The organism is Cryobacterium sp. PH31-O1 (assembly GCF_030063455.1).
In the GTDB taxonomy this organism is placed as follows: domain Bacteria; phylum Actinomycetota; class Actinomycetes; order Actinomycetales; family Microbacteriaceae; genus Cryobacterium.
Map to the genome: position 1 here is coordinate 46,355 of NZ_JASITB010000007.1, position 22,256 is coordinate 68,610.

Annotated in this window: 17 protein-coding genes, 1 tRNA gene and 1 pseudogene; 12 read left to right on the forward strand and 7 right to left on the reverse strand. The window is 64.1% G+C overall.

The genetic code is table 11. The features are described from left to right. Positions 1 to 81: 81 nt before the first annotated feature. Positions 82 to 354: a DUF2277 domain-containing protein gene (locus QMK31_RS14225; protein ID WP_283501610.1), complete on the forward strand. Its 273-nt coding sequence runs from the start codon at positions 82 to 84 to the stop codon at positions 352 to 354. On the opposite strand, the gene QMK31_RS14230 is transcribed toward QMK31_RS14225, so the two are convergent. Continuing rightward, positions 351 to 788 (reverse strand): hypothetical protein, encoded by a 438-nt coding sequence (locus tag QMK31_RS14230; protein WP_283501611.1) that lies wholly within the window; start codon positions 786 to 788, stop codon positions 351 to 353. The genes QMK31_RS14225 and QMK31_RS14230 overlap by 4 nt on opposite strands. Positions 789 to 1,367: 579 nt before the next feature. Between QMK31_RS14230 and QMK31_RS14235 the strand changes: the two genes are divergently transcribed. The 4 genes and pseudogenes from QMK31_RS14235 to QMK31_RS14250 form a co-directional block, all read left to right on the forward strand. Continuing rightward, complete coding sequence (locus tag QMK31_RS14235; RefSeq protein WP_283501612.1) at positions 1,368 to 3,104, forward strand: Ig-like domain-containing protein; 1,737 nt, start codon at positions 1,368 to 1,370, stop codon at positions 3,102 to 3,104. A gap of 24 nt (positions 3,105 to 3,128) precedes the next feature. After that, positions 3,129 to 4,274 carry a threonine synthase gene (locus tag QMK31_RS14240; protein WP_283501613.1) on the forward strand — a complete coding sequence of 382 codons (1,146 nt, stop codon included), beginning with the start codon at positions 3,129 to 3,131 and terminating at the stop codon, positions 4,272 to 4,274. A 304-nt stretch (positions 4,275 to 4,578) separates the two neighbouring features. Next, complete coding sequence (locus tag QMK31_RS14245) at positions 4,579 to 6,195, forward strand: isocitrate lyase (RefSeq protein ID WP_283501614.1); 1,617 nt, start codon at positions 4,579 to 4,581, stop codon at positions 6,193 to 6,195. A gap of 45 nt (positions 6,196 to 6,240) precedes the next feature. Next, a pseudogene (locus QMK31_RS14250) lies at positions 6,241 to 7,671 on the forward strand (flavin monoamine oxidase family protein); the annotation flags it as partial. A gap of 42 nt (positions 7,672 to 7,713) precedes the next feature. On the opposite strand, the gene QMK31_RS14255 reads toward QMK31_RS14250, so the two are convergent. Genes QMK31_RS14255 through lysA (QMK31_RS14270) form a run of 4 tightly spaced genes read right to left on the reverse strand, consistent with a single transcriptional unit; the run spans position 7,714 to position 11,767 of the window. Then, positions 7,714 to 8,511 (reverse strand): amino acid ABC transporter ATP-binding protein, encoded by a 798-nt coding sequence (locus QMK31_RS14255; protein WP_283501615.1) that lies wholly within the window; start codon positions 8,509 to 8,511, stop codon positions 7,714 to 7,716. Continuing rightward, positions 8,508 to 9,506, reverse strand: coding sequence for an amino acid ABC transporter permease (locus tag QMK31_RS14260; protein ID WP_283501616.1), 999 nt, complete (start codon positions 9,504 to 9,506; stop codon positions 8,508 to 8,510). The genes QMK31_RS14255 and QMK31_RS14260 overlap by 4 nt, the downstream gene beginning before the upstream one ends. Beyond that, the gene (locus QMK31_RS14265) at positions 9,506 to 10,438 is read right to left on the reverse strand and encodes an ABC transporter substrate-binding protein (protein ID WP_283501617.1); all 933 of its coding nucleotides are present in this window, start codon (positions 10,436 to 10,438) and stop codon (positions 9,506 to 9,508) included. The genes QMK31_RS14260 and QMK31_RS14265 overlap by 1 nt, the downstream gene beginning before the upstream one ends. A gap of 18 nt (positions 10,439 to 10,456) precedes the next feature. Then, positions 10,457 to 11,767, reverse strand: a complete 1,311-nt coding sequence (lysA, locus tag QMK31_RS14270; RefSeq protein ID WP_283501618.1) for a diaminopimelate decarboxylase — start codon at positions 11,765 to 11,767, stop codon at positions 10,457 to 10,459. Positions 11,768 to 11,861: 94 nt separating this feature from the next. Between lysA (QMK31_RS14270) and QMK31_RS14275 the strand changes: the two genes are divergently transcribed. Then, positions 11,862 to 13,502: a PucR family transcriptional regulator gene (locus tag QMK31_RS14275; protein ID WP_283501619.1), complete on the forward strand. Its 1,641-nt coding sequence runs from the start codon at positions 11,862 to 11,864 to the stop codon at positions 13,500 to 13,502. Between the two features lie 384 nt (positions 13,503 to 13,886). Here QMK31_RS14275 and QMK31_RS14280 read toward each other — a convergent pair. Together QMK31_RS14280 and QMK31_RS14285 are read right to left on the reverse strand one after the other, a co-directional pair. Further along, positions 13,887 to 13,958, reverse strand: a tRNA-Arg gene (locus QMK31_RS14280). Between the two features lie 58 nt (positions 13,959 to 14,016). Further along, positions 14,017 to 14,694, reverse strand: coding sequence for an iron ABC transporter ATP-binding protein (locus QMK31_RS14285; protein WP_283501620.1), 678 nt, complete (start codon positions 14,692 to 14,694; stop codon positions 14,017 to 14,019). Between the two features lie 42 nt (positions 14,695 to 14,736). Here QMK31_RS14285 and argS point away from each other — a divergent pair, with 42 nt between their 5' ends. The 6 genes from argS (at position 14,737) to thrB (ending at position 22,176) form a co-directional block, all read left to right on the forward strand. After that, entirely contained in the window at positions 14,737 to 16,413 is a 1,677-nt protein-coding gene (gene argS, locus QMK31_RS14290) for an arginine--tRNA ligase (RefSeq protein ID WP_283501621.1), read from the forward strand. Between the two features lie 5 nt (positions 16,414 to 16,418). Next, positions 16,419 to 17,192 (forward strand): LmeA family phospholipid-binding protein, encoded by a 774-nt coding sequence (locus QMK31_RS14295; RefSeq protein ID WP_283501622.1) that lies wholly within the window; start codon positions 16,419 to 16,421, stop codon positions 17,190 to 17,192. Between the two features lie 133 nt (positions 17,193 to 17,325). Then, positions 17,326 to 18,735: a diaminopimelate decarboxylase gene (gene lysA, locus QMK31_RS14300; RefSeq protein ID WP_283501623.1), complete on the forward strand. Its 1,410-nt coding sequence runs from the start codon at positions 17,326 to 17,328 to the stop codon at positions 18,733 to 18,735. Then, positions 18,732 to 20,069 carry a homoserine dehydrogenase gene (locus tag QMK31_RS14305; RefSeq protein WP_283501624.1) on the forward strand — a complete coding sequence of 446 codons (1,338 nt, stop codon included), beginning with the start codon at positions 18,732 to 18,734 and terminating at the stop codon, positions 20,067 to 20,069. The genes lysA (QMK31_RS14300) and QMK31_RS14305 overlap by 4 nt, the downstream gene beginning before the upstream one ends. Beyond that, complete coding sequence (thrC, locus tag QMK31_RS14310) at positions 20,069 to 21,196, forward strand: threonine synthase (RefSeq protein WP_283501625.1); 1,128 nt, start codon at positions 20,069 to 20,071, stop codon at positions 21,194 to 21,196. The genes QMK31_RS14305 and thrC overlap by 1 nt, the downstream gene beginning before the upstream one ends. Further along, positions 21,193 to 22,176 carry a homoserine kinase gene (gene thrB, locus QMK31_RS14315; RefSeq protein WP_283501626.1) on the forward strand — a complete coding sequence of 328 codons (984 nt, stop codon included), beginning with the start codon at positions 21,193 to 21,195 and terminating at the stop codon, positions 22,174 to 22,176. Before thrC ends, thrB begins: the two co-directional genes overlap by 4 nt. Positions 22,177 to 22,256 lie beyond the last annotated feature (80 nt).

Consider the following 22,256-nt stretch of genomic DNA (forward strand, 5'->3'; position numbering starts at 1 on the left):
GGGCGTCTCCTGTCGAAGGCGAGCAGCGGCATCCTACGCCAAGGTCTTGAAGGGTGCGCGAAGCGTGATTACCCTGAAAGCATGTGCCGAAACATTCATGTGTTGCATAACTTCGAGCCCGCAGCAACCGACGACGAAGTGCACGCCGCCGCGCTGCAATACGTGCGCAAGATCAGCGGGTCGACGCATCCGTCGAAGGCCAATGCGGAGGCGTTCGAGCGTGCCGTGCACGAGATCGCCCACATCTCGAGGCACCTGCTCGAGGACCTCGTGAGTACCGCACCGCCGAAAAATCGAGAACAAGAAGCCGACAAGGCCAAGGCCCGCTCACAAAAGCGGTTCGCTGTGGCCTAGCGGCTTCGCCAATCCGCGTAAAGCATCATGACGGCCGCTACGACGCTGGCTGCCAGACCAAAGACCAGCCCGAAGGCGATGGTGATGCCGGCATACGCGGCATCACCCAGCACGGTCAGTGCGACGGCAACCCCGACGGACAGCAGCATCACACCGACGACCGCGCCGAATGCAGCGAAAAAGGTGCGCACACGACGCGATTTCGTGAGTTGTCGATCAAGAATCGCCACCGCGGCGAGCCCGCCGAGCATTGCGCACAGTGCTATGACGAGGCCGATCACACCGTAATTCGCCATGGACAGCACGAGAAACCAGAATCGAAATTCAGTTTCGCCGCTGCCGGCATTGGTCATGACGATCGCCACGCCGGCCGCGATGAGGAACCCCACGATTGGTGCGAACACGGCGATGCGCCAATAGCGCCGAATGATCATGTGCCAACCCTACGGCTAGAACTCTGACCAGGTACTAGGCAGCGGATGCTCCACCCGTCCTGGCCGGGTGCGCTCGCTGCGCCGCTCGGCTCGGTACACCAAAATCGCCGCCACGATGCCGGCAAGCAGCGCGGCGAGACTGACCGACCGCACCGAAGCCCACAACCGCCCGTGCGACGTTTACGACAGTCGCACCGCACCGGGTCCACGAGGGCCCGCCCGTGGCCATCACGCCGAACACGGCTGCCCCCAGGAGAAACCCGAGCACTGGCGCCATCAGCGCGGTGCGCCAGTAGCGGTGGATCATCATGGCTCCCACCCTACGGGGGCGGTCGGCATCCGTTCAGTCGGTGTAGGGGTCGACGACCCGATCCGTCAGGTGGGCGCGAGATAGGCGGACTCGTGCACGGTCGGCTGGCTTCCGCGATGTTCGATCAGCATGCACACACAATATCGACGCTGGACGCCGCGCGGTCATGGTTCGTTGTTGTTGCGCTCTGGCTTTATCGGCCTTGTCGGGCCGAGTGAACCGCATTACTCTGGCCGACACGTCGTGGCCGGCAATGGAAGGACACGGGAATGAAATTTGTTCGTGCTCCGAAGCCGTCCCGCATCATCCGTCGCACTCTCGCCGTGTTCGCCCTGGGTGCGATTATCGCCACTTCGTTTGCGCTGCTGCCGACGAGCGACGCTTCAGCCTCTGCGGTGCCACCCTCCGCCGCGACCATCGTGCCGACCGCACCCGACCTGGCCAGGATCTGCGCCCGACTCAAGCTCACGGTCGCCCGCACCACCCTGTGCAGTCACGGACCCGATCCGGTCGACGCGTTCGGCGGTGCTGCCAGGCTGAAGCAGACATCTGCTGCCGTGGAGCAGCGCCTATTCGCCGCTCCGGCCTCAGAACTGACCGCGCTGTGCAGCGCCGGCGGCGTGAGTGGCAAGCGCATCGAGGTGATCTACGGCGTTCCACGCGATCGCACCAACCGGTACAGCACGATGCTGGCGCCGCTGCGCGACATGATGCGCCAGGTCAACAACAACCTCGAGGCAGCGGATGCCGCTACCAGCCAGAATTACCGTTTTCTGTGCACGAACGGTGTGGACGTGACGGTACGCAACGTGACGCTGCTGCCGGTTGGCGCGGACGGCACCTACACCTTCGACGACTACGTAATCAGCATGCAGAATCAGATCGAGTTCGCGCTGGGACCGGTTGATTACATCGAGAACGACCGCCTCTACATCGCGTATATCGATCAGATTCAGGACGTCTATCCCTTCGGCGGTCAGGGGGAATTGTCGATCGATGACCAGCCGAGTGCCGCTGCGAACGCCAACAATGATTCGCGGCCGCGCTATTCCATGTCGGCCTATCTGGACATGCCCGTCATCGCGCACGAGGTTGGCCACAACATTGGGGCCGTTCAGGATTCGGCGCCCCACTCGTCCAGAGGCGGCCACTGCTACGACGAGGCCGACCTCATGTGTTACGACGATGGCGGGCTGTATTTTGCTCTCGGCGGAACGCTCACCTTCACCTGTGCCGGGCTCGATTCGGCCATCGACTGCAATGACGAGGACTACTACTATCCGGGCACACCGCCCGCCTCGAACTATCTCGCCACCCACTGGAATACCGCCAACAGCGGGTTCCTGACGCCGGTTGTGTCGTCGGCGGTCCCGCCAATCGTCACAGCGAAATCACCACTGACCCTGGCCACCCGGGTCGCGCAGACGGCCAATGTCACGGCCACGTTCAGCACGGCCGTGCAGGGTATCTCTACGACCACGATGCGGTTGAAGAACCCGACCGGTACGGTTCTCGCGGCAGCGGTCAGCTACAACGCGACCACCCGGGTCGCGACGCTCAACCCCACAGCAACGCTCAGTGCCGACACGAAATACAGCCTCAGCCTCACCGGGGGAGTGAGCGCAATCCGTGACACCGTGGGAAACCCGCTCCGGTCCACCGGCTGGAGCTTCACGACCGGGCCGGCGCCCACGATCACCACCCGCACCCCGACCAGCGGGGCGACGGTCGCCAGTCGCACCGCGAGTGTCTCGGCGACGTTCAGTGAGGTGATGGCGGGGGTGGCGGCATCCACTTTCACGTTGAAGAACACGGCAACCGGCGCCGCAATCGCCGGCGTGGTATCGCGCAGCGGCACGACCAACAAATGGATCCTGAACCCGAACGCCACGCTCGCGGCGAAGACCACCTTCACCGCCACGGTCGCCGGCGGAACCGCAGCCGTGCGCGATCTGGCCGGCAACCCCGTCTCGACGACCAGCTGGAAGTTCACCACCGGCAGTTGACTGCCGGGCAATTAGTCTGGACAGATGCCTGACCTCATCTGCTCCGACTGCGGCGCAACCTACCCGGTCGAGAGCCTGGTCTGGCACTGCACCTGCGGCGGCCTGCTCGACGTCGCCGAGTTCGTCCGAAAAGTGGATGCCGCGGCTCTGCCCGGCCGCGCCCCCTCGCTGTGGCGGTATGCCGAGGCGCTGCCGATCGAGGTCGACCCCGCCATCACGCTGGGGGAGGGATTCTCGCCGCTCGTGCCCTCCCGGGCCCTCGACCACGTACAGCTGAAACTCGATTTTCTGCTGCCAACGCTCTCGTTCAAGGACCGCGGCGCGGTGGTGCTCGCGACGCTCGCCAAACAGCTCGGCGTTCGGGGTTCCATGGTCGACAGCAGCGGGAACGCCGGCACGGCAATGGCCGCCTATTTTGGTCGGGCGGGCATCGGCTGCACCGTGTACGTTCCCGAATCCACCTCGACGGGCAAGCTCGCGCAGATGCGCGCGCACGGGGCGACGGTCGAGTTGGTGCCGGGTTCGCGAGCGGATACCTCCGCGGTGGCCCTGCAGGCGGCGGGACAGCCTGGGGTCATGTACGCGAGCCACGTCTACCACCCCTATTTTCTGCACGGCGTCAAAACCTACGGCTACGAGATCTGGGAGCAGCGCGGGCGCTCGCTGCCCGAGACCGTGGTGGTGCCGGTCGGCAACGGCACGATGCTGCTCGGCTGCTACCTCGCCTTCAGCGAGCTGGTAGCCGCGGGGCTCGCCGAGCGGATGCCGCGGATCGTCGCGGTGCAGGCATCCGCTTGCTCACCGCTCGAACAGGCCGTAGCGCAGGGGCTCGACGCCCCCGTGCCCGTTGAGGGCGGTGCCACAATCGCCGAGGGCATCGCCATTGCGGCGCCGCCCCGGGGTCGGCAGATTCTGGCGGCCGTACGCGCCACCGGCGGCACGGTCATCGCCGTCACTGACCGGCAGACCGCGGCCGCACGGCAGCACCTGGCCGCCGAGGGACTCTACGTCGAGCCGACCTCCGCGGTTTGTTTCGCCGCGGTACGTGCGGCGGCAGACCACACCTATGACGCTGACAGCCCCACCTGGAGGGTGGCCGCGACCCTGCTCACGGCCGGCTCGGTGGTCGTTCCCCTGTGCGGCGCTGGCTTGAAAGCGCCCGGCCGGTGACCGACCTCCCCGAGTGCCCCGCCTGCGGCATCGAGATGATCGAGGACGGCATCGATACGGCCGCCGGTCTTGAGTCCTGCCATCGGTGCCCATGCTGTCTCCTGGTGATCGTCGTACCGGGCTATTGGCCCGATCAGGCTCTTCCCCCCGAATAACTTTTCAATTGCAGAAGAATGGCACTTCTTCTGGCCAACATTCCTAAGAAAAGCGGTTGTTCTTGCGTCAATGTTGATTTAGCAGCCGATTGCGGCCCGCCGAGTCAGTAGTCCCGGCTCAGCCCACCACACACGTCGAAGGAAAGAACATGACTGTCTACCAGAAAGACATCGAAGGCATCGAGGCCCTCAAGCAGCAGGTTGGAAGCAGCTGGGACGCCATCAACCCCGAGTCCGTCGCCCGCATGCGCGCGCAGAACCGGTTCAAGACCGGCCTCGAGATCGCTCAGTACACGGCAGACATCATGCGCAAGGACATGGGGGAGTACGACGCTGACTCCTCCGTTTATACCCAGTCGCTGGGCGTCTGGCACGGTTTCATCGGCCAGCAGAAGATGATCTCGATCAAGAAGCACCTCAAGACGACGAACAAGCGCTACCTTTACCTGTCCGGCTGGATGGTTGCCGCTCTGCGCAGCGAATTCGGTCCGCTCCCCGACCAGTCCATGCACGAGAAGACGACGGTTCCTGCCCTCGTCGAGGAGATCTACACCTTTCTCCGCCAGGCCGACGCTCGCGAACTCGACCTGCTCTTCACCGGTCTCGACAACGCCCGCACCGTCGGCGACGACGCCAAGGCAGCTGCGCTCCAGACCCAGATCGACAACTTCGAGACCCACGTCGTGCCGATCATCGCCGACATCGATGCCGGCTTCGGTAACCCCGAGGCTACCTACCTGCTCGCCAAGAAGATGATCGAGGCCGGAGCCTGCGCCATCCAGATCGAGAACCAGGTCTCGGACGAGAAGCAGTGTGGCCACCAAGACGGCAAGGTCACCGTTCCTCACGAAGACTTCATCGCCAAGCTGAACGCCGTTCGTTACGCGTTCCTTGAGCTCGGCATTGAAAACGGCATCATCGTCTCACGCACCGACTCCCTCGGTGCTGGCCTCACGCAGAAGCTTGCCGTGACCTACACTCCCGGCGACCTGGGCGACCAGTACAACTCCTTCCTCGACGTCGACGAGATCACCGAAGCCGACCTCGGCAACGGCGATGTCGTCATCAAGCGTGACGGCAAGCTGCTTCGCCCGAAGCGCCTGGCCAGCAACCTGTTCCAGTTCCGCGCCGGAACCGGCGAGGCCCGCTGCGTACTCGACAGCATCACGTCGCTCAAAAACGGTGCTGACTTGCTGTGGATCGAAACCGAGAAGCCGCACATCGGCCAGATCGCCGGCATGATGAACGAAGTTCGCAAGGAAATCCCCAACGCCAAGCTGGTTTACAACAACAGCCCGTCGTTCAACTGGACCCTGAACTTCCGTCAGCAGGCCTACGACGCGCTCCTCGCCGAGGGCAAGGACGTCTCCGCCTACGATCGTGCCAAGCTCATGAGCGTCGACTACGACGAGACCGAACTGGCCCAGAACGCCGACGAGAAGATCCGTACCTTTCAACGCGACAGCTCGAAAGAGGCTGGGATCTTCCACCACCTCATCACCCTGCCGACGTACCACACGGCCGCGCTCTCCACGGATGACCTGGCCAAGGGCTACTTCGCCGACCAGGGCATGCTCGCCTATGTCAAGGGTGTGCAGCGTCGCGAAATTCGTGAGGGAATTGCCACGGTCAAGCACCAGAACATGTCTGGATCTGACCTCGGTGACAACCACAAGGAGTACTTCGCCGGTGCTGCAGCCCTCAAGGCTGGCGGCGTGAACAACACGAGCAACCAGTTTGACGAACCGGCCCTGAGCAGCCACTGACTCCAACTGCAGTAACGAAGAAGCCCCGGTCACGCGACCGGGGCTTCTTCGCGTGCCGGGGATGTAGCAGCGTTGGGTGGGCCAGCCTCTTTCGCGCGAACTCGCCGGGTCGTTCAGCGTATATCGCTGCGAGAATTAAGGTTAGGCATGGAACATATCGAAACGATCGTGGTTGGCGCCGGGGTGGCGGGGCTGGCCGCCGCCCGGCTGCTGGCACAGGCCGGCCGCCGCGTCGTAGTGCTCGAGGCCCGCGACCGCGTCGGCGGCCGTGTGTGTACAGACCGCGCTGACGGGCTGGTCACCGACCTGGGCGCATCCTGGATCCACGGTATAACCGCCAACCCCGTAGCGGAAGCGGCCGAGGCATTCGGGCTGCCGACCGTGGAGTTTACGGTGGGCGGCTACCAGCCGGACAGCCGCCCGATCGCTTACTACGGTCCGAGCGGTGAACGACTGGGTGATGATGCCGCGCGGGCCTTCGCTGACGACGTGCGAGTGGTCGACGCCGCGCTCCTGACGGCGGTCGCCGCTTCGAAAGCGGATGACTCCTACCTGCACGTGACCGAGACGGCGCTGGCCAGCCAAGGCTGGGGCGATGAACGCTCGGAACGCGTGCGGGAATTTCTGCAGCACCGAAGCGAGGAGCAATACGGGGCGGGGATCGAGGACCTTGCCGCGCACGGCCTCGACGACGATTTCATCGACGGCGACGAAGTGGTTTTCCCGAACGGCTATGACCAGCTGCCAGGGCGTCTGGCGGCCGGGCTGGACATCCGCTTTGACCACGTCGTCACCCGTGTGCGCTGGTCGACGAAGGGCGTTTCTGTCACGACACCGGGCGGCACGCTGACGGCGGATAATGCGGTCGTGACCGTGCCGATCGGCGTGCTCCAGTCGACGGATTTCACCATCGAACCGGCCCTGCCCGAACCGAACGCGGGCGCCCTGGGGCGCCTCACGATGAACGCTTTCGAGAAGGTTTTTCTGCGGTTTGCGAGCAAGTTCTGGGACGACGAAGTGTATGCGATTCGGCAGCAAGGACCCGAGGGGCGCCGGTGGCACTCCTGGTACGATCTCACGGCCCTGCACGGAACGCCGACACTGTTGACCTTTGCAGCCGGTCCGGTAGCCAGCGAGATTCGCGAGTGGTCAGAACAGCAGGTTGTCGACTCGGTCCTCGCGCAACTTCGGCGACTCTATGGCCCACGGGCTGAGCAGCCGACCCGGGTCGACATCACCGCCTGGCAGGACGATCCTTTCGCCCACGGTTCTTACGCCTACATGATTCCTGGCTCCACGACAGCGGACCACGACGACCTCGCAACGCCCATCGGCGGGGTGCTGCACATCGCCGGTGAGGCCACCTGGACGGACGACCCAGCGACCGTCACCGCGGCCCTCTGCTCCGGCCACCGCGCAGCATCGAACATTCTGCACCGGGAGATCCCGATAGCCCAGGTCTGGGCTGCCCTCTGAAGCAGACTCACGGTCCCGCGCAGGACGCTGCCGGTCGCCGTCCTATCGCACGCTTTCCAAAAAGTTCTTGGTGCGTTGGCGTTGAGGATTATCGAACACGTCACCGGGCCTTCCTGCTTCGACCACAACCCCGCCGTCCATAAAGACAACCTGATCCGCAACGCCGCGGGCAAAGCCGATCTCGTGGGTGACCACGATCATGGTCATTCCTGAGTTCGCGAGCTCGCGCATAACGTCGAGCACGTCGCCGACGAGTTCCGGGTCAAGGGCTGATGTCGGTTCATCAAACAGCATGAGCTTTGGATCCATGGCGAGCGCCCGAGAGATAGCGACGCGCTGTTGTTGTCCGCCCGAAAGCTGCGCAGGGTAGTGGCTCGAGAAATCTGCGAGCCCTACCCGATCGAGCAGTTCGAGTCCGCGGGCCTTTGATGCAGCCTTCGGCTTCCCCGAAATTCCGATGGGCGCCTCCGTGATGTTCTCTAGCGCGGTGAGATGAGGAAACAGGTTGAAGCGCTGAAACACCATGCCGATACTGCGACGCTGTTGCGCGATCTGCTTCGGGGTCATTTCGTGAATTTTGTGACCGGCTTGGCGATAACCGATCAGCTCGCCGTCAACTATCACGCGCCCACCGTCGATGGTCTCGAGGTGGTTGATGCAGCGTAACAGCGTCGATTTGCCAGAGCCTGACGGTCCAAGCAGCACCGTCACCGTGCCTGAAGGCACGTCGAGCGAGACGTCGCGTAACACCTGGTGGGCGCCAAAACTCTTTCGCACTCGCTTTATTTGTACGAGCGCTTCGCCGGTAGCGGCGGTCTGAGCGGGCGAGGTGATCGTCATCGTTGCACTCCAATCGGGGTTGTCTCAGGCGTGGGCTCAGGGCCAGGAATGCGCCGGCTCACGAAAGCCTGTTTCACTCGCTGGAATGGCGTGGGCGGCAGCGAACGACTGGTGCCCCGACCGAAGCGCCGCTCAAGGTAGTACTGAGGAATGGAGAGCACGCTGGTCATGAACAGATACCAGGCGCTCACAACGATCAGCAGTTCGACCTGCTTAAGATTCTGCGCGGAGATCATCGAAGCCTGTGTGTAGAGTTCGAGCACGGCGATTACCGAAAGCAGCGAGGTGTTCTTGAGCATCGAGATGAGTTCGTTTCCCATCGGCGGAATGATCACGCGCATGGCCTGGGGAAGCAAAATTCGTCGAAAAGTGTACAACGGGGACATTCCGAGCGAGTAGGAAGCCTCCCGCTGTCCCTCGTCCACGGACACCATGCCGGCGCGCACGATCTCTGAAGAGTAGGCGGCCTGATTCAGGGTGAGGGCCAGCAGTCCGGCGACGAACGCGGTAACCAACTGGTTGGTCCCGATCTGCCAGAAGACGATTCCGGTGAAGGGAACTCCCAGAGTGAGCTTTTCGTAAAGCAGTCCGAGGTAGCCCCAGAGCACTATCTGCACCAGCAGGGGGGTGCCACGAAAGGCCCAGACATAGAACCACGACACCGAGCTGAGCACCGGGTTGGACGAGAGACGCATCGCAGCGACGATGACGGCAAGAACGGTCGAGATCACCATCGAGATTCCGGTGATCACGATGGTCAGCCAGGCGCCCTCAACGATCCGCTTATCGAAGATGAAGGTTCCCACGGTGCCGAAGTCGATGTTCGGGTTCGTCGCCACCGAACTGATAAACGCGGCGAGGATGAACAGTACGGCGATCGCGCTAATGATTCGCCATGGGCGGCGCAGCGGGATCGCGACCACATCATGGTCGTTTGGGTCGGCGACCGGTGTCCCTCCCGACTGTGTCGGGGCGGCATGGTTTGCGATTGTCATTACTGAGCCGCTCCCCGGTTGACCTCAGCTGATTCGATTGCGTAGGCAGCGATATTGTTGCGTTCGAGTACGGCTTGGTAGCTACCATCGTCGATGAGCGCCTGCAGGGCCTGCTGAACTGCATCGATCAGATCGCTGCGGTCCTGCAGTATCCCGATACCGCTGTACACGGGGTTGAATCCTGCGGGGTTCTTCGGATCGCGCACGACCTCGAAGGCCTTTCCATCCTCGACGGTCACGGCCACGTATTCGGCGACGACGGCGTCGGCGACATAAGCATCGCTCTTACCCGCACGCAGAGCAGTCTGGGCATCAGTGTCAAGTGGCAATTCCATTACGGTTACCGGGCTCGATCCGCAGTCCATTTGGCGAAGCAGGTCGCCCTGCACGGTTGCCTTCTGCACCGCGACGGTCTTACCGCACAGGTCAAGCTGAGTTCCGACCTTCTTCGGGTTGCCCTCGGGAACCAAGATCGCAAATCCGCCCATTGAGTAGTCCACGAAGCGCAGCGTCTCTTGGCGTTCGGGAGTGTCGTTCATGCCGCTCATGATGATGTCATTCTTCTTAGCTTGCAGCGATGGGATGACGGAGTCGAAGGCCTGCTTGTTCAGGGACACGTCGATGTCGAGCTTCTGGCCGAGTAGCCGACCCAATTCGGGGTCGAAGCCGATCTTGCGATTGTTGTCGTCAAACATTGCCATAGGCGGGAAGGGGATATCGACGGCGATGTCGATCTTGCCCTTCTTGACAATGTCTTCAGGAAGGAGCGCGTGCAGAGCCGAATCGGCGGTAGTCGTAACCTCGTCACCGGTGGGTAATTCTCGGCCACCACCCGAGCCTTCATCGCCAGTTCCGGTCGAGCATCCGGAGAGTAAGAGCGCCGCAAGTACGGTGCCGGAACCGAGCAGGGTGAGCTTGCGTGAAAACGTCATCGTCTTCCTGACTTTCTTTTAGAGTTTCGCCGCCGCGATCGCGGGGGCGTGAGTGGCGAGTAGGTCGTCGTAGGTTTCGCGGCGCGCGGCAAGGCGAGCTTCACCGTCCCGCACGAACACGATGGCGGGTTTCAGTGCGCCGTTGTAGTTGTTGGACATCGTGTAGGCATAGGCACCGGTTGCCGACATGACGACAAGATCCCCGACGCTAACTGGCGGCACCTGGGCACCATCTACGAGCAGGTCACCCGACTCACACTGTCTTCCCACGAGCTGAACGTTCTCGCTCCAGGGTTCATGCAGTCGGTCAGCGATGATGGCCTCATAGCGCTGCTGCGTGAGGGCGATATCCAACTGGTCGGCCATGCCACCGTCAACCGCCACAAAGGTGTGGCCGGTGCGTTTCACCGAGACCACCCGGTAGAGAGTGACTCCCGACCGGGCCACGATTGAGCGGCCAGGTTCAATCATGATTCTGGCGTCTGGCGGCAGGTGTGATTTTGCGGCAGCGACAATCCGATCGAGGTACTCCTCAACGGACGGTGCCTCCTCTTCATAGGTGTAATTGATGCCGAGGCCGCCGCCCACGTCGTAGGTATCAAAGGTGCCAACGGACGATATCTTCTCAACCGCCTCGGCGAATTGGTCTGTATCGAGGATCTGGGAGCCGATGTGCAGGTGCACTCCGAAAAACTCCATCAGGGGGTGTGCATTCATCCTCTCTATTGCGTGAGCAGCCTGATCCATGGGGAGGCCGAACTTCGACTCGAGCCCGCCGGTTGCCTGTGAGGCATGGGTCTTGGCTTCAACGCCTGGAATGACGCGCAACAGCAATCGCTGCGATCGGGTGAGCAGTCTCTCAAGCCGGTCGAGTTCGTCCTCGTTGTCAACGATGATCGTTCCCACGCGCGCGTCGAGGGCCATCGTGAGCTCGGCATCGGTCTTTGCGTTGCCGTGGAAGTAGAGCCGCTCAGGATCCACCCCTCCAGCCAGGGCAAGCTGCAGTTCGCCACCTCCAGCGATGTCGACCGAAAGGCCCTCCGCTTGCGCAATGCGGTACATACCGACGGCCGGCAGAGACTTCGAGGCGTAGAGCACCTCGGAGTTCGGCCAGCGGGAGCTCAGCCCATCAATGAATCGACGGATCTGACGGCGTAGTCCCGTCTCGTCGTAGATGTGCAGCGGAGTACCAAAGCGTTCGGCGAGCTCGGTTACCGTGACGCCGCCTATCTCCAGCACGCCATCGGCGGTCGTGCCGCTCTCCTCGGGCAGGATTCGCCACAGCTCGCCGAGCCGGGAGCCGGGAGGGGCAGGTTGGTGGACGGTCATGGAATTTCCTCTTTCAGGCGACTTCGGTGTCGCTCGGCCAAGAATACTTTTCAAATTCCATGGAAACATTGTTGATTTCGCATATATTTACCGTATGACTTCAGGTATTCCGACAACGCCGCTGCGGTCGTTTCAGCCCCGGCGAATGCCCGCGTCACCGGTTGCGCGCGTCGAACTCGATGCCTTACTGGCCCTACTCGGCCCGCGTACTGCGCAGTCCGTAGGCGGAGCAACGGGTGCTGCGGCCGTCACCGGCACTGAGTTTCTAGACGTATCCGATGAATTACTCGACGCCGGTGGCATGCTCTTTCTGCTCCCCTCAGCGTCTTCGCTGAGTTCCGCCCGGCTCGGTGCGCTTGCCGCAGCCGCGGCCGCGGCTGGGGCTGCGGGAATCGCCCTTAAGAGCAGCCCTGAACGGATTCCGGCGCTCGCCGCCGTTTCAGAGACGAGTGGTCTGCCGATCATTCGTGTCGCAGATCGGATCAGCTGGCGGTTGCTCGACGGCCAACTCACTCGCTACCTCGGTGAAGCCGCGCATAAGGAGTCTGCGCCGGAGGGGCGGGGTCAGGGGGAACCCTTGTTCGCTATCGCGAACGAGCTTGCCGAGGTGTTCGGCGGATCCGTCGCGATCGAAGATTTGGATCGTCGTATTCTCGCCTATTCATCGGTGCCGGGGCAGGTCATTGACACGCTGCGCACCCACGGAATTCTCTCTCGGCAGGTACCAGAGTCCCTTTTCAACGATGACCAATACCGCACGGTTCTGCGAACCGAAGGCCCCGTCGTGTACCCACGCCTTGATGAGGAGGAGCCACGGGTCGCCATCGCAATTCGAGCCGGAAATGTGCCGCTCGGCAGCGTGTGGGCGATCGATGCCCATCCGAGTCCAAAGCTCAGTCCTGAACGCGAGAGCGCGATCCGACGAGCGGCCACGCTCGCTAGTGCCCTCTTGCTCGACGATCTCAGGCTGCGCGAAGCGAATCAACGCCCCCGAGAGGACCGACTACGCTCTCTCCTCACCGGCATCGATACCACAGGCAGCGAGTTCGCTGAGCTGGGGATCCCGGAGGAGTCGGGCGCCACGCTGCTCGTCTTTGCGCTGCCAAGCGAAGATCCGGTAGCGCTTTCCCAACTGCGTACTGCCGCGCTGCGCTATCTTTGGCTGGATCGGCCCGACGCCGTCGCCGTCGCCCATCGAGGCCGGGTTTACGCGCTTCTGCCCGCTACCGCCATTGCTACGGTGCATCAGGCCGCTACCGCTCTACTTCCGCTCCTGGACCGTCTCGTACTTCCGGGTACGCGCGTCGCACTTGCAGGGCCAGCCCTTCGTTCCGGGGAGGTTGCGTCTACCCGGGCGCTCGCGGATCGACTAATTGATTCAGCGACGAAATCGAACGACCCGGGGATTGCGCGCATTCTCACAGTCGAGGCGTTGCGGCCATTGCTAGTGATCGAAGGCTGCGCCGAGTTGTTTGGCTCCTCATCTGAGCTGCGTGACCCGGCAATTTCGGCTCTATGGGATTCTGCTTCAACCCGACCGATCGCCGAGACGATATTGGTCTGGCTGCAGTGTTTTGGTAATGTGGCGCTCGCCGCCACCGAGCTTGGCGTGCACGAGAACACAGTACGGCACCGTTTGCGGCGAGCTACGCAGGCGCACGGCATCAAGCTCGAGCGCGCCGACGATCGACTCGCCGCGTGGTTGCAACTCCGAGCGGGGGCCATGCGCTTGTGAGGCGGTCATTCTCCTGCCACCTTTTATGACATCACGCGAGAGCTGTGCTGCTTGCGGACTCATTCCAAGCCGTTGTCCGATACGCTCCCAACTCAGCCCCGTCAGGCGAGCGGATGCGACGGCAGACTGCAGCAATTGCCCGGCCTGTTCCGCGCTTTGTTGCGTCAGACCGATTAAATCGAGGTCGGTCTCTAGCCGCCCAGCGAGGGTCGGAGCGACGAGGCCCGGTCATATCTGAGAGGGCGACGCGCAGGCGGCCGTCGGGGCCGTCGTTCAACGATGAAAACGATTGTGAGCAAACTGTGGGCAAACCACGATTTGCCGACATCAGGGGAAGCGGCGGAAGATGCTTAGTTCCGCGTAATTACGCGAAACTTAAGTGTGTGCCCCCAGGCAGATTCGAACTGCCGCCCCTGCCTCCGGAGGGCAGTGCTCTATCCCCTGAGCTATGGGGGCCAGGGTGGTTCAAGGTTAGCATCATGACCCGGCCGCCAAGACCCACCGCGAGAACGTGCTACCCGAGGTGGCCGAGTACAGCCGACATGAGGCCTTCGGCCGCGCCGGGCTCGTTGTAGAACGCGGGCGAGCTCATGGTCACCCAATACGTTCCGGTGAAGACTTGGGCCTGGCCACTGCCGCCGGCGTAGGTAAAGAATCCGTCGACGGCCGGTGGGGTGCCGTAGGTCGGCACGGCCTGGCTGTCGGCATCCGCTTTCTGCTTAAGTGTGGTCATCAACACGGCGTTGGGGGCCACGACCGATACCTCGATCAGTTCGCCGCTGGACTGGTTTGACCAGCCGCAGGTCAGTCCGTTGTAGGTCGCGGCGGTCTCGACCAGGCTGTCAGTACTGGGCGAATAGTCGGGCGCGGTGCCGTAATTCGGGTTGAAATCGTAGACATTCTGCAGGGTGAGCAGGTCGCCGCAGGTTTGCGCGATCGGAGAGCCGGTCGCCTCCGGAGTCGGAGTCGGAGACGACGAGGGCGCTGCGCTCTCAGACGGGTCAGCGGATGCCCCGCTCGTCGCGGTCGCGGAACCTGAAGCAGTCGGCTCATCGGCGCCACTGCACCCGGTCAGAACGAGGGCGAACAGGGCCCCGCCCGCGAGCACCAAGCCAGTTCGTCGGCGCGCAGGGTGAGCGGCAGAACGTGCAGCGGTACGAGCAGAATGGGGGTAGACGCGTGTATCAGTCACGCGTTGACCTTACCAACAGGAGGGGGCCGGTACGATTGAGCAGTGACTCCTGCCGAACTCTCCCAGTCCCTTTTCGACCTCATTCAGGACGTCAGCGAACGCCGACGTGAGGCTGACACCGTTGGAGTAGACCTCGCACTCACCCTCGCCGACGTCGCCGTCGAACGCCCGCGCAACCGCGACCACGGCGACTGGGCTTCGAGCATCGCGCTGAAGATCGCCAAACCACTCGGCGCCAACCCGCGTGAAATCGCGGCAGAACTGGCCGCCGGTCTCGAACAGTTGGCGGATGTCGCCTCCGTTGAAATCGCCGGCCCCGGCTTCATCAATATTCGCCTCGAAGCGGCAGCGGCCGGCGCCCTCGCCAAAACCATCGTCGACCAGGGCAGTGTCTACGGCACCGGCCACCTGTATGACGGCCTCAAGATCAACCTCGAATTCGTCTCGGCCAACCCCACCGGCCCGATCCACATGGGCGGCGTGCGCTGGGCCGCCGTCGGTGACAGCCTGGCCCGCGTGCTGCAGGCCGAGGGCGCCGACGTGACCCGCGAGTACTACTTCAACGACCACGGGTCGCAGATTGACCGCTTCGCCCGCAGCGTGCTCGCGAGCTACCTCGGCGAGCCCACCCCCGAAGACGGCTACGGCGGAGCGTACATCGGCGACATCGCCGCCAACGTGCTCGCGAAGTATGACGGTGACGTCGCAGCCCTGCCCCGCGACGAGCAGCAAGAGGTGTTCCGCTCCATCGGCGTCGATCTCATGTTCACCGAGATCAAAGAGAAGCTGCACGGTTTCGGCGTGGACTTCGACGTCTACTTCCATGAAGATTCGCTGCACGAATCCGGCGCCGTTGACCGTGCCATCGAGCGCCTGCGTGACCAGGGCCACATCTTCGAAGCCGATGGCGCCATCTGGCTGCGCACCACCACCTTCGGCGACGATCGCGACCGGGTGATCATCCGCTCCAATGGCGAACCCGCCTACATCTCGGGTGACCTCGGCTACTACCTCGACAAGCGCGAGCGCGGATTCGACCAGTGCCTGATCATGCTCGGTGCCGACCACCACGGTTATGTCGGCCGCATGATGGCGATGGTCTCGGCCTTCGGTGATGAGCCCGGAGTGAACCTGCAGATTCTGATCGGCCAGATGGTCAACCTGCTCAAGGACGGCGAACCGGTGCGCATGAGCAAGCGGGCCGGAACCATCGTCACCCTTGACGACCTGGTCGACGCGGTCGGTGTCGACGCCGGTCGTTACGCCCTGGTGCGCTCGAACAGCGACTCGCAGCTCGACATTGACCTCGACCTGCTCGGCAAACGCACCAACGACAATCCCGTCTTCTACGTGCAATACGCCCACGCCCGCACCTGCTCGGTAGCCCGCAACGCCGCCGCCAGCGGCGTCGAACGCACCGTATTCGCACCGGAGCTACTCGTGCACGACAGCGAGTCCGCGCTGCTCGGCGTGCTGCAGGAATTCCCCCGCGTCGTCGCCCAGGCCGCCGAACTGCGCGAGCCCCACCGCGTGGCCCGCTACATCGAAGAGGTCGCCGGCTATTACCACCGCTGGTACGACAACTGCCGGGTCATTCCGCTCGGCGAAGAACCGGTCACCGACCTGCACCGCACCCGCCTGTGGCTCAACGACGCCACCGGCCAGGTGATTCGCAACGGCCTCGGCCTGCTCGGCGTCACCGCCCCGGAGCGGATGTAGCCGCCATGAGTGAATCAGTGGCCAGAACCAAACGGCGCGGCCTTGTTCCGCTCATCATCGTGGGCGTGCTCGCCCTTCTGCTTGTCGTCGCTTATTTTCTCGTCGACAGCGGGCTGCGCGCGTTCGCCCAGGATCGGGCCGAATCCGAAATCAGCAACCGCATGCCCGCTTCCGTGACCGGCGACATAGACGTCACGATCGGCGGCACGTCCGTCATTGCGCAGTTCATCGCCGGAAGTTTCGACCAGATTGAGCTGACCGCGCCGAAGCTGACGGTCGACGGTGTGCCGGCATCCGTTCACGTCATTGCCCGTGATGTGTCGACCAACACCGCCAAGGCCATCGGCTCGCTCACCGCCACCCTCGACCTCGACCAGGCCGCGCTGAACCAGCTCGTGCTGGCTTCCGGCACCGCGCCCGCCGACGCCGTGATGGCCCTCGGCGACGGCGTCGTCAGCTATGCCGGCACGGTGAAACTGTTTGAGTTCAACGTCGGCTACAGCGCGACGGCCACCGCCAGCGCCGCCGGGGACACGCTGAACTTCGCCCCCACCGAAGCCACCGTAACGAGCGGCGTCGGCGACATCGACGCCACACCCCTGGTCAACCTCATCTTGCAACAGGCGCCGATCGGGGTCTGCGTCGCCGGCTACCTGCCAGAGGGCGTCGAACTGAGCGGCGTCGACATTTCGCCAGAGCGGGCACGCGTTACGCTGGAGTCGAGCAGTCTTCGGCTCACCGCGCAGTCACTGACCACCCTCGGCAGCTGCACCAACTGATTCGAACCTCGCCACCCGCGACGATAGAATACGGTTAGGCATGCCCACCACTCGGGCTGGCCCATTTTCCGGCTTCAGGGACCAATCCGGGTTCGCTCGCTGAGATTCCCCTTCGACTCTCGTGAGGTACTCCGTGGCAACGAAACCCAATCCGCTCGCGCCCGACTGGCTGCGCGTACCCGCCGACGCCAATGCACTCGCGCCCGGTCTCTGGCCCACCTCGGCCGCCCGTGGCAGCAACGGCGAACTCGTAATCGGCGGCGTCACCGCTGACGACCTTGCCGCCGAATTCGGCACGCCCCTCTACGTCATCGACGAAGCGGATGCCCGCACCAGCGCCGCCGAGCTGCTCGCCGTGTTCCAGGCCGAGTTTGCCCGCATCGGCACGAGCGCCAAGGTTTACTACGCCGGCAAAGCCTTTCTCTCTACCGAGATCGTGCGCTGGATGATCGCCGCCGGCCTCAACATCGACGTGTGCAGCGGCGGCGAACTGGCCGTCGCTCTGGCCGGCGGCGCCGACCCGGCCCGGTTGGGCTTTCACGGAAACAACAAATCCCTGGCCGAAATCGACGAGGCCACCCGGGTCGGTGTCGGCACGATCGTGATCGACAGCGAGGTCGAGATCGGGCGCGTCGCCGAAGCCGCCGCCCGCCATAATCGGGTGCAGAATGTGCGTCTGCGCGTCAACAGCGGCGTACACGCCCACACCCACGATTTTCTGGCCACCTCGCACGAGGACCAGAAATTTGGCATCGTTCTCACCGATGCGCCAAGGCTGGTCGGGCTCATTCGCGCTGAAGCGGCGCTCAATTTCGTCGGCCTGCACTGCCACATCGGTTCGCAGATCTTCGGCGCCGACGGATTTGCTGAGTCGGCCGCCCGGCTGCTCGACCTGCACGCCACCCTGCTGGCCGACGGAGAGGTACCCGAACTCAACCTCGGCGGCGGCTTCGGCATCGCCTACACGAGCGCCGACAAACCCACCCCGATTCGGGACCTCGCCGTGGCCCTGGCCGACATCGTCGCCACCGAGTGCGCGCGACTTAACATTGCGCTGCCGGTCGTCGCGTTTGAACCCGGTCGCGTCATCATCGGTCGCGCCGGAGTGAGCCTGTATCGTGTCGGCACGACCAAGGCGGTCGACGTCTCCGGCACCCCGCGACTGTACGTCAGCGTCGATGGCGGAATGAGCGACAACGTGCGCCCGGCTCTCTACGGCGCCGACTATGCCGTGCGTCTCGCTGATCGCGTGTCGACGGCAGCGCCGGTGCTCGTGCGCATCGCCGGCAAACACTGCGAAAGCGGCGACATCGTTGTGGACTCCGACTACCTGCCCGGCGACGTGATACCGGGCGACCTGCTCGCCGTGCCCGCTACCGGCGCCTACTGCTGGGCGCTCTCCAACAACTACAACTACCAGGGCCGCGCCCCCGTGGTGGCCGTCTTGAACGGCAGGGCACGCCCGCTCGTGCGCGGCGAAACGATTGCCGACCTGCTCGCGCGGGACACCGGGGCGTTTTCGCCCACTGAAGGAGAATCTTGAAGCTCGAATACCGCAACCTGCGCGTCGCCCTCCTCGGCGGTGGATCCGTCGGTGCCCAGGTGGCCCGGCTCTTACTCGAACAGGGTCCGGAGCTCGCCAACCGGGTCGGGGCCACCCTCGAACTCGTCGGCATCGCGGTGCGCGATGTTGACGCCGAGCGCACCGTCGATCTGCCTCGTGAACTGTTCACAACCAACGCCGAGGAACTTATTCTCGGCGCCGACATTGTCATCGAACTGATGGGCGGCATCGAGCCGGCTCGTAGCCACATTCTGCTGGCCATCAGCAGTGGAGCGGATGTCGTCACCGCCAACAAGGCGCTCCTCGCCCAAGCCGGACCAGAGTTGTTCGCGGCGGCCAACCAGGTCGGCGCCCAGATTAACTATGAGGCCGCGGTCGCCGGGGCCATTCCCATCGTGCGGCCGCTCCGGGAAAGCCTCGCCGGCGACCAGATCAAGCGCATCCTCGGCATCGTCAACGGCACCACGAACTTCATCCTCGACCGGATGGATACCGAAGGGTCCGGTCTCGAAGACGCACTGGCCGAGGCGACCGCGCTCGGCTACGCCGAGGCCGATCCGACCGCAGACATCGGCGGCTTCGACGCCGCGCAGAAGGCGGCCATTCTGGCGAGTCTGGCGTTTCACACGACGGTGCCGCTGGCATCCGTTTATCGCGAGGGCATCGAGTCGGTCACACCGGCGCAGATCGAATCGGCCCGCAAGGCCGGCTATGTCGTGAAGCTGCTGGCCATTTGTGAACGCGTCACCGACGAGAACGGCGTCGACGGGGTGTCGGCGCGGGTCTACCCGGCCATGGTGCCGCGCAGCCACCCGCTGGCCGCGGTGCACGGCGCCAACAACGCCGTGTTCGTCGAGGCAGAATCTGCCGGCAGCCTCATGTTCTACGGCGCCGGAGCCGGGGGAGTGGAGACAGCATCCGCCGTGCTCGGCGACGTGGTCTCCATCGCGAGGCGTCACGTAGCCGGCGGGCCGGGAGTAGCCGCATCAACGTACGCCGAGCTGCCCGTCTTCGACATCGGCCGGGTCACCACCCGCTACGCGGTGACCCTCCAGGTCACCGACGAGCCCGGCGTGCTCGCGACCATCGCGAGCGTCTTCGGCCAGCGCAAGGTGTCCTTGGCGCTCGTGGAACAGTCCATGACTCCGGCCGTGATGGCCACGAAGAGTCGTGCTGCCCGCTCGGCCACGGCTACCCTAGTGATCGGGACCCATGACGCAACGGAGGCCGCACTCGCCGCCACCGTGCATGACCTGGCCACCAACAGTGTCGTCAGAGAAGTCGCATCCGTTTTGAGAGTTGAAGGAGTCTGATGTTTAGCCCAAGCGAGACCGGTACCAACCTGACCACACCCGGCGCAATTGTCAGTCGCCAGTGGCGCGGGGTGCTGAACGAATACTCCGACCGCCTGAACATCTCGGCCGCGACCCCGATCATCACCCTCGGTGAGGGTGGAACACCGCTGATTCCGGCCGCCGCGCTTTCCGCGCGCACCGGCGCGAAGGTCTGGATCAAGTTCGAGGGCATGAACCCGACCGGCTCGTTCAAGGACCGCGGCATGACAATGGCCATCTCCAAGGCAATGGAAGACGGCGCGAAAGCCGTCATCTGCGCCTCGACCGGCAACACGAGTGCGTCAGCTGCCGCCTACGCCACCCACGCCGGCATCACCGCCGCCGTGCTGGTCCCCGAGGGTAAGATCGCCATGGGCAAGCTGAGCCAGGCCGTCGCGCACAACGCGCAGCTACTGCAGGTGCAGGGCAACTTCGATGACTGTCTCGACATTGCTCGTGACCTCGCCGCCAACTACCCGGTGCACCTGGTCAACTCGGTCAACCCCGACCGCATCGAGGGTCAAAAGACCGCCGCGTTCGAGGTTGTCGAGGTGCTCGGCGACGCCCCCGACTTTCAGTTCGTTCCGGTCGGCAACGCGGGCAACTACACCGCGTACTTTCGCGGCTACAGCGAAGAGGTCGCCCGCGGCGCGACGACCAAGCTGCCGCGCATGTTCGGGTTTCAGGCCTCCGGCAGTGCCCCGATCGTTCTCGGCCACCGCGTCGACCACCCCGACACCATCGCGAGCGCCATCCGCATCGGTAACCCGGCCTCGTGGGACTTCGCACTGACCGCCCGTGAGGAGAGCGACGGCTACTTCGGCGCCATCACCGATGCGAAGATTCTCGAAGCCCACCGCATCCTCTCGGCCGAGGTCGGAATTTTCGTGGAACCGGCATCCGCTATCGGTGTCGCCGGCCTGCTCGAGCGTGCCGAAGCTGGGTTCATCCCGAAGGGCTCGACCGTGGTCATCACGGTCACCGGGCACGGTCTGAAGGACCCCCAGTGGGCGTTGCGCACCGCTGATGGCTCCGATGTTAAGCCCACCATCGTTCCGATCGACACCGCCGAAATCGCGAGCGTGCTCGGCCTGGCCAAGGCATGATCAGTTCCGTATCTCTAATTGGCCGCGCTGTCTCGGTGCAGGTGCCGGCCACGACGGCCAACCTGGGTCCCGGCTTTGACACCCTCGGATTGGCGCTGGCCAAATATGACCAGCTCGAGGTGACCGTGCGGAGCGCTCCCGGCGTGTTCGTCGAGGTGCACGGCGTCGGTGCCGGTCTGGTGCCCACCGACGAGAACAACCTCGTCGTGCGTGCCATCATCCACACCTTCGAGGCCGTCGGCCTGCCTATGCCCGGGCTCGACATCATCGCGCACAACGTCATTCCGCACGGGCGCGGCCTCGGCTCCTCCGGTGCCGCAATCGTGTCGGGCATTATGGCGGCGAAGGGCCTGCTCGAGGGCGTCGTAGATATCGACGCGGAGATGCTGCTCGTGCTCGCGACCGAGATGGAAGGCCACCCCGACAACGTGGCCCCGGCGCTGTTCGGCGGCCTGACCATCGCTTGGACCACACCTGAAGGTCCGCGTCACAAGAAGCTCATGGTGCACCGCGGCGTCAAGCCGCTGGTCTTCGTGCCCGAGCAGGAGATGTCCACGGCGCTCGCGCGCAGCCTGCAGCCGACCTCGGTGCCGCACGAAGACGCCGTCTTCAACGTGTCGCGGTCTGCGCTGCTGATCGCTGCGCTCATCCAGAGTCCGGAGTTGCTGCTCGCCGCGACCGAAGACAAGCTGCACCAGAGCTACCGCGCCGCGGCCATGCCGGAGACGAACAAGCTCATCACCCTGCTGCGCGCCGCCGGCTTCGCCGCCGTCGTGTCCGGTGCTGGACCATCCATTCTGGTGCTGGCGAGCGACCCTGGCCAACGCCTGGTCGCTGCCGAACTCGTTGCGAGCCAGTCCGACACCCCGTGGCGTGCCCTTATGCTCGCCGTTGACGTGCAGGGTGCCACCGTGCATCCGCTCACTGCGCACAGCGCGGCGCCCAGCCCGGCGCCCAGCACTTCGGAGACCGCCGCGTAACCAGCGTGCTGATCGGGCCGACCTGCCGCGTGCGCGTCGGCCCGGCTGGCGGTCCGACTGTTTGCGGGGTGCTATGGTTG

Coding starts and splice junctions, on each gene's coding strand:
- QMK31_RS14245 (WP_283501614.1), top strand. CDS start 4,579: ATGACTGTCTACCAGAAAGACATCGAAGGCATCGAGGCCCTCAAGCAG.
- thrB (WP_283501626.1), top strand. CDS start 21,193: ATGATCAGTTCCGTATCTCTAATTGGCCGCGCTGTCTCGGTGCAGGTG.
- QMK31_RS14260 (WP_283501616.1), bottom strand. CDS start 9,506: ATGACAATCGCAAACCATGCCGCCCCGACACAGTCGGGAGGGACACCG.
- thrC (WP_283501625.1), top strand. CDS start 20,069: ATGTTTAGCCCAAGCGAGACCGGTACCAACCTGACCACACCCGGCGCA.
- QMK31_RS14255 (WP_283501615.1), bottom strand. CDS start 8,511: ATGACGATCACCTCGCCCGCTCAGACCGCCGCTACCGGCGAAGCGCTC.
- QMK31_RS14225 (WP_283501610.1), top strand. CDS start 82: ATGTGCCGAAACATTCATGTGTTGCATAACTTCGAGCCCGCAGCAACC.
- QMK31_RS14265 (WP_283501617.1), bottom strand. CDS start 10,438: ATGACGTTTTCACGCAAGCTCACCCTGCTCGGTTCCGGCACCGTACTT.
- QMK31_RS14240 (WP_283501613.1), top strand. CDS start 3,129: ATGCCTGACCTCATCTGCTCCGACTGCGGCGCAACCTACCCGGTCGAG.
- QMK31_RS14230 (WP_283501611.1), bottom strand. CDS start 788: ATGATCATTCGGCGCTATTGGCGCATCGCCGTGTTCGCACCAATCGTG.
- QMK31_RS14275 (WP_283501619.1), top strand. CDS start 11,862: ATGACTTCAGGTATTCCGACAACGCCGCTGCGGTCGTTTCAGCCCCGG.
- lysA (WP_283501618.1), bottom strand. CDS start 11,767: ATGACCGTCCACCAACCTGCCCCTCCCGGCTCCCGGCTCGGCGAGCTG.
- QMK31_RS14295 (WP_283501622.1), top strand. CDS start 16,419: ATGAGTGAATCAGTGGCCAGAACCAAACGGCGCGGCCTTGTTCCGCTC.
- QMK31_RS14235 (WP_283501612.1), top strand. CDS start 1,368: ATGAAATTTGTTCGTGCTCCGAAGCCGTCCCGCATCATCCGTCGCACT.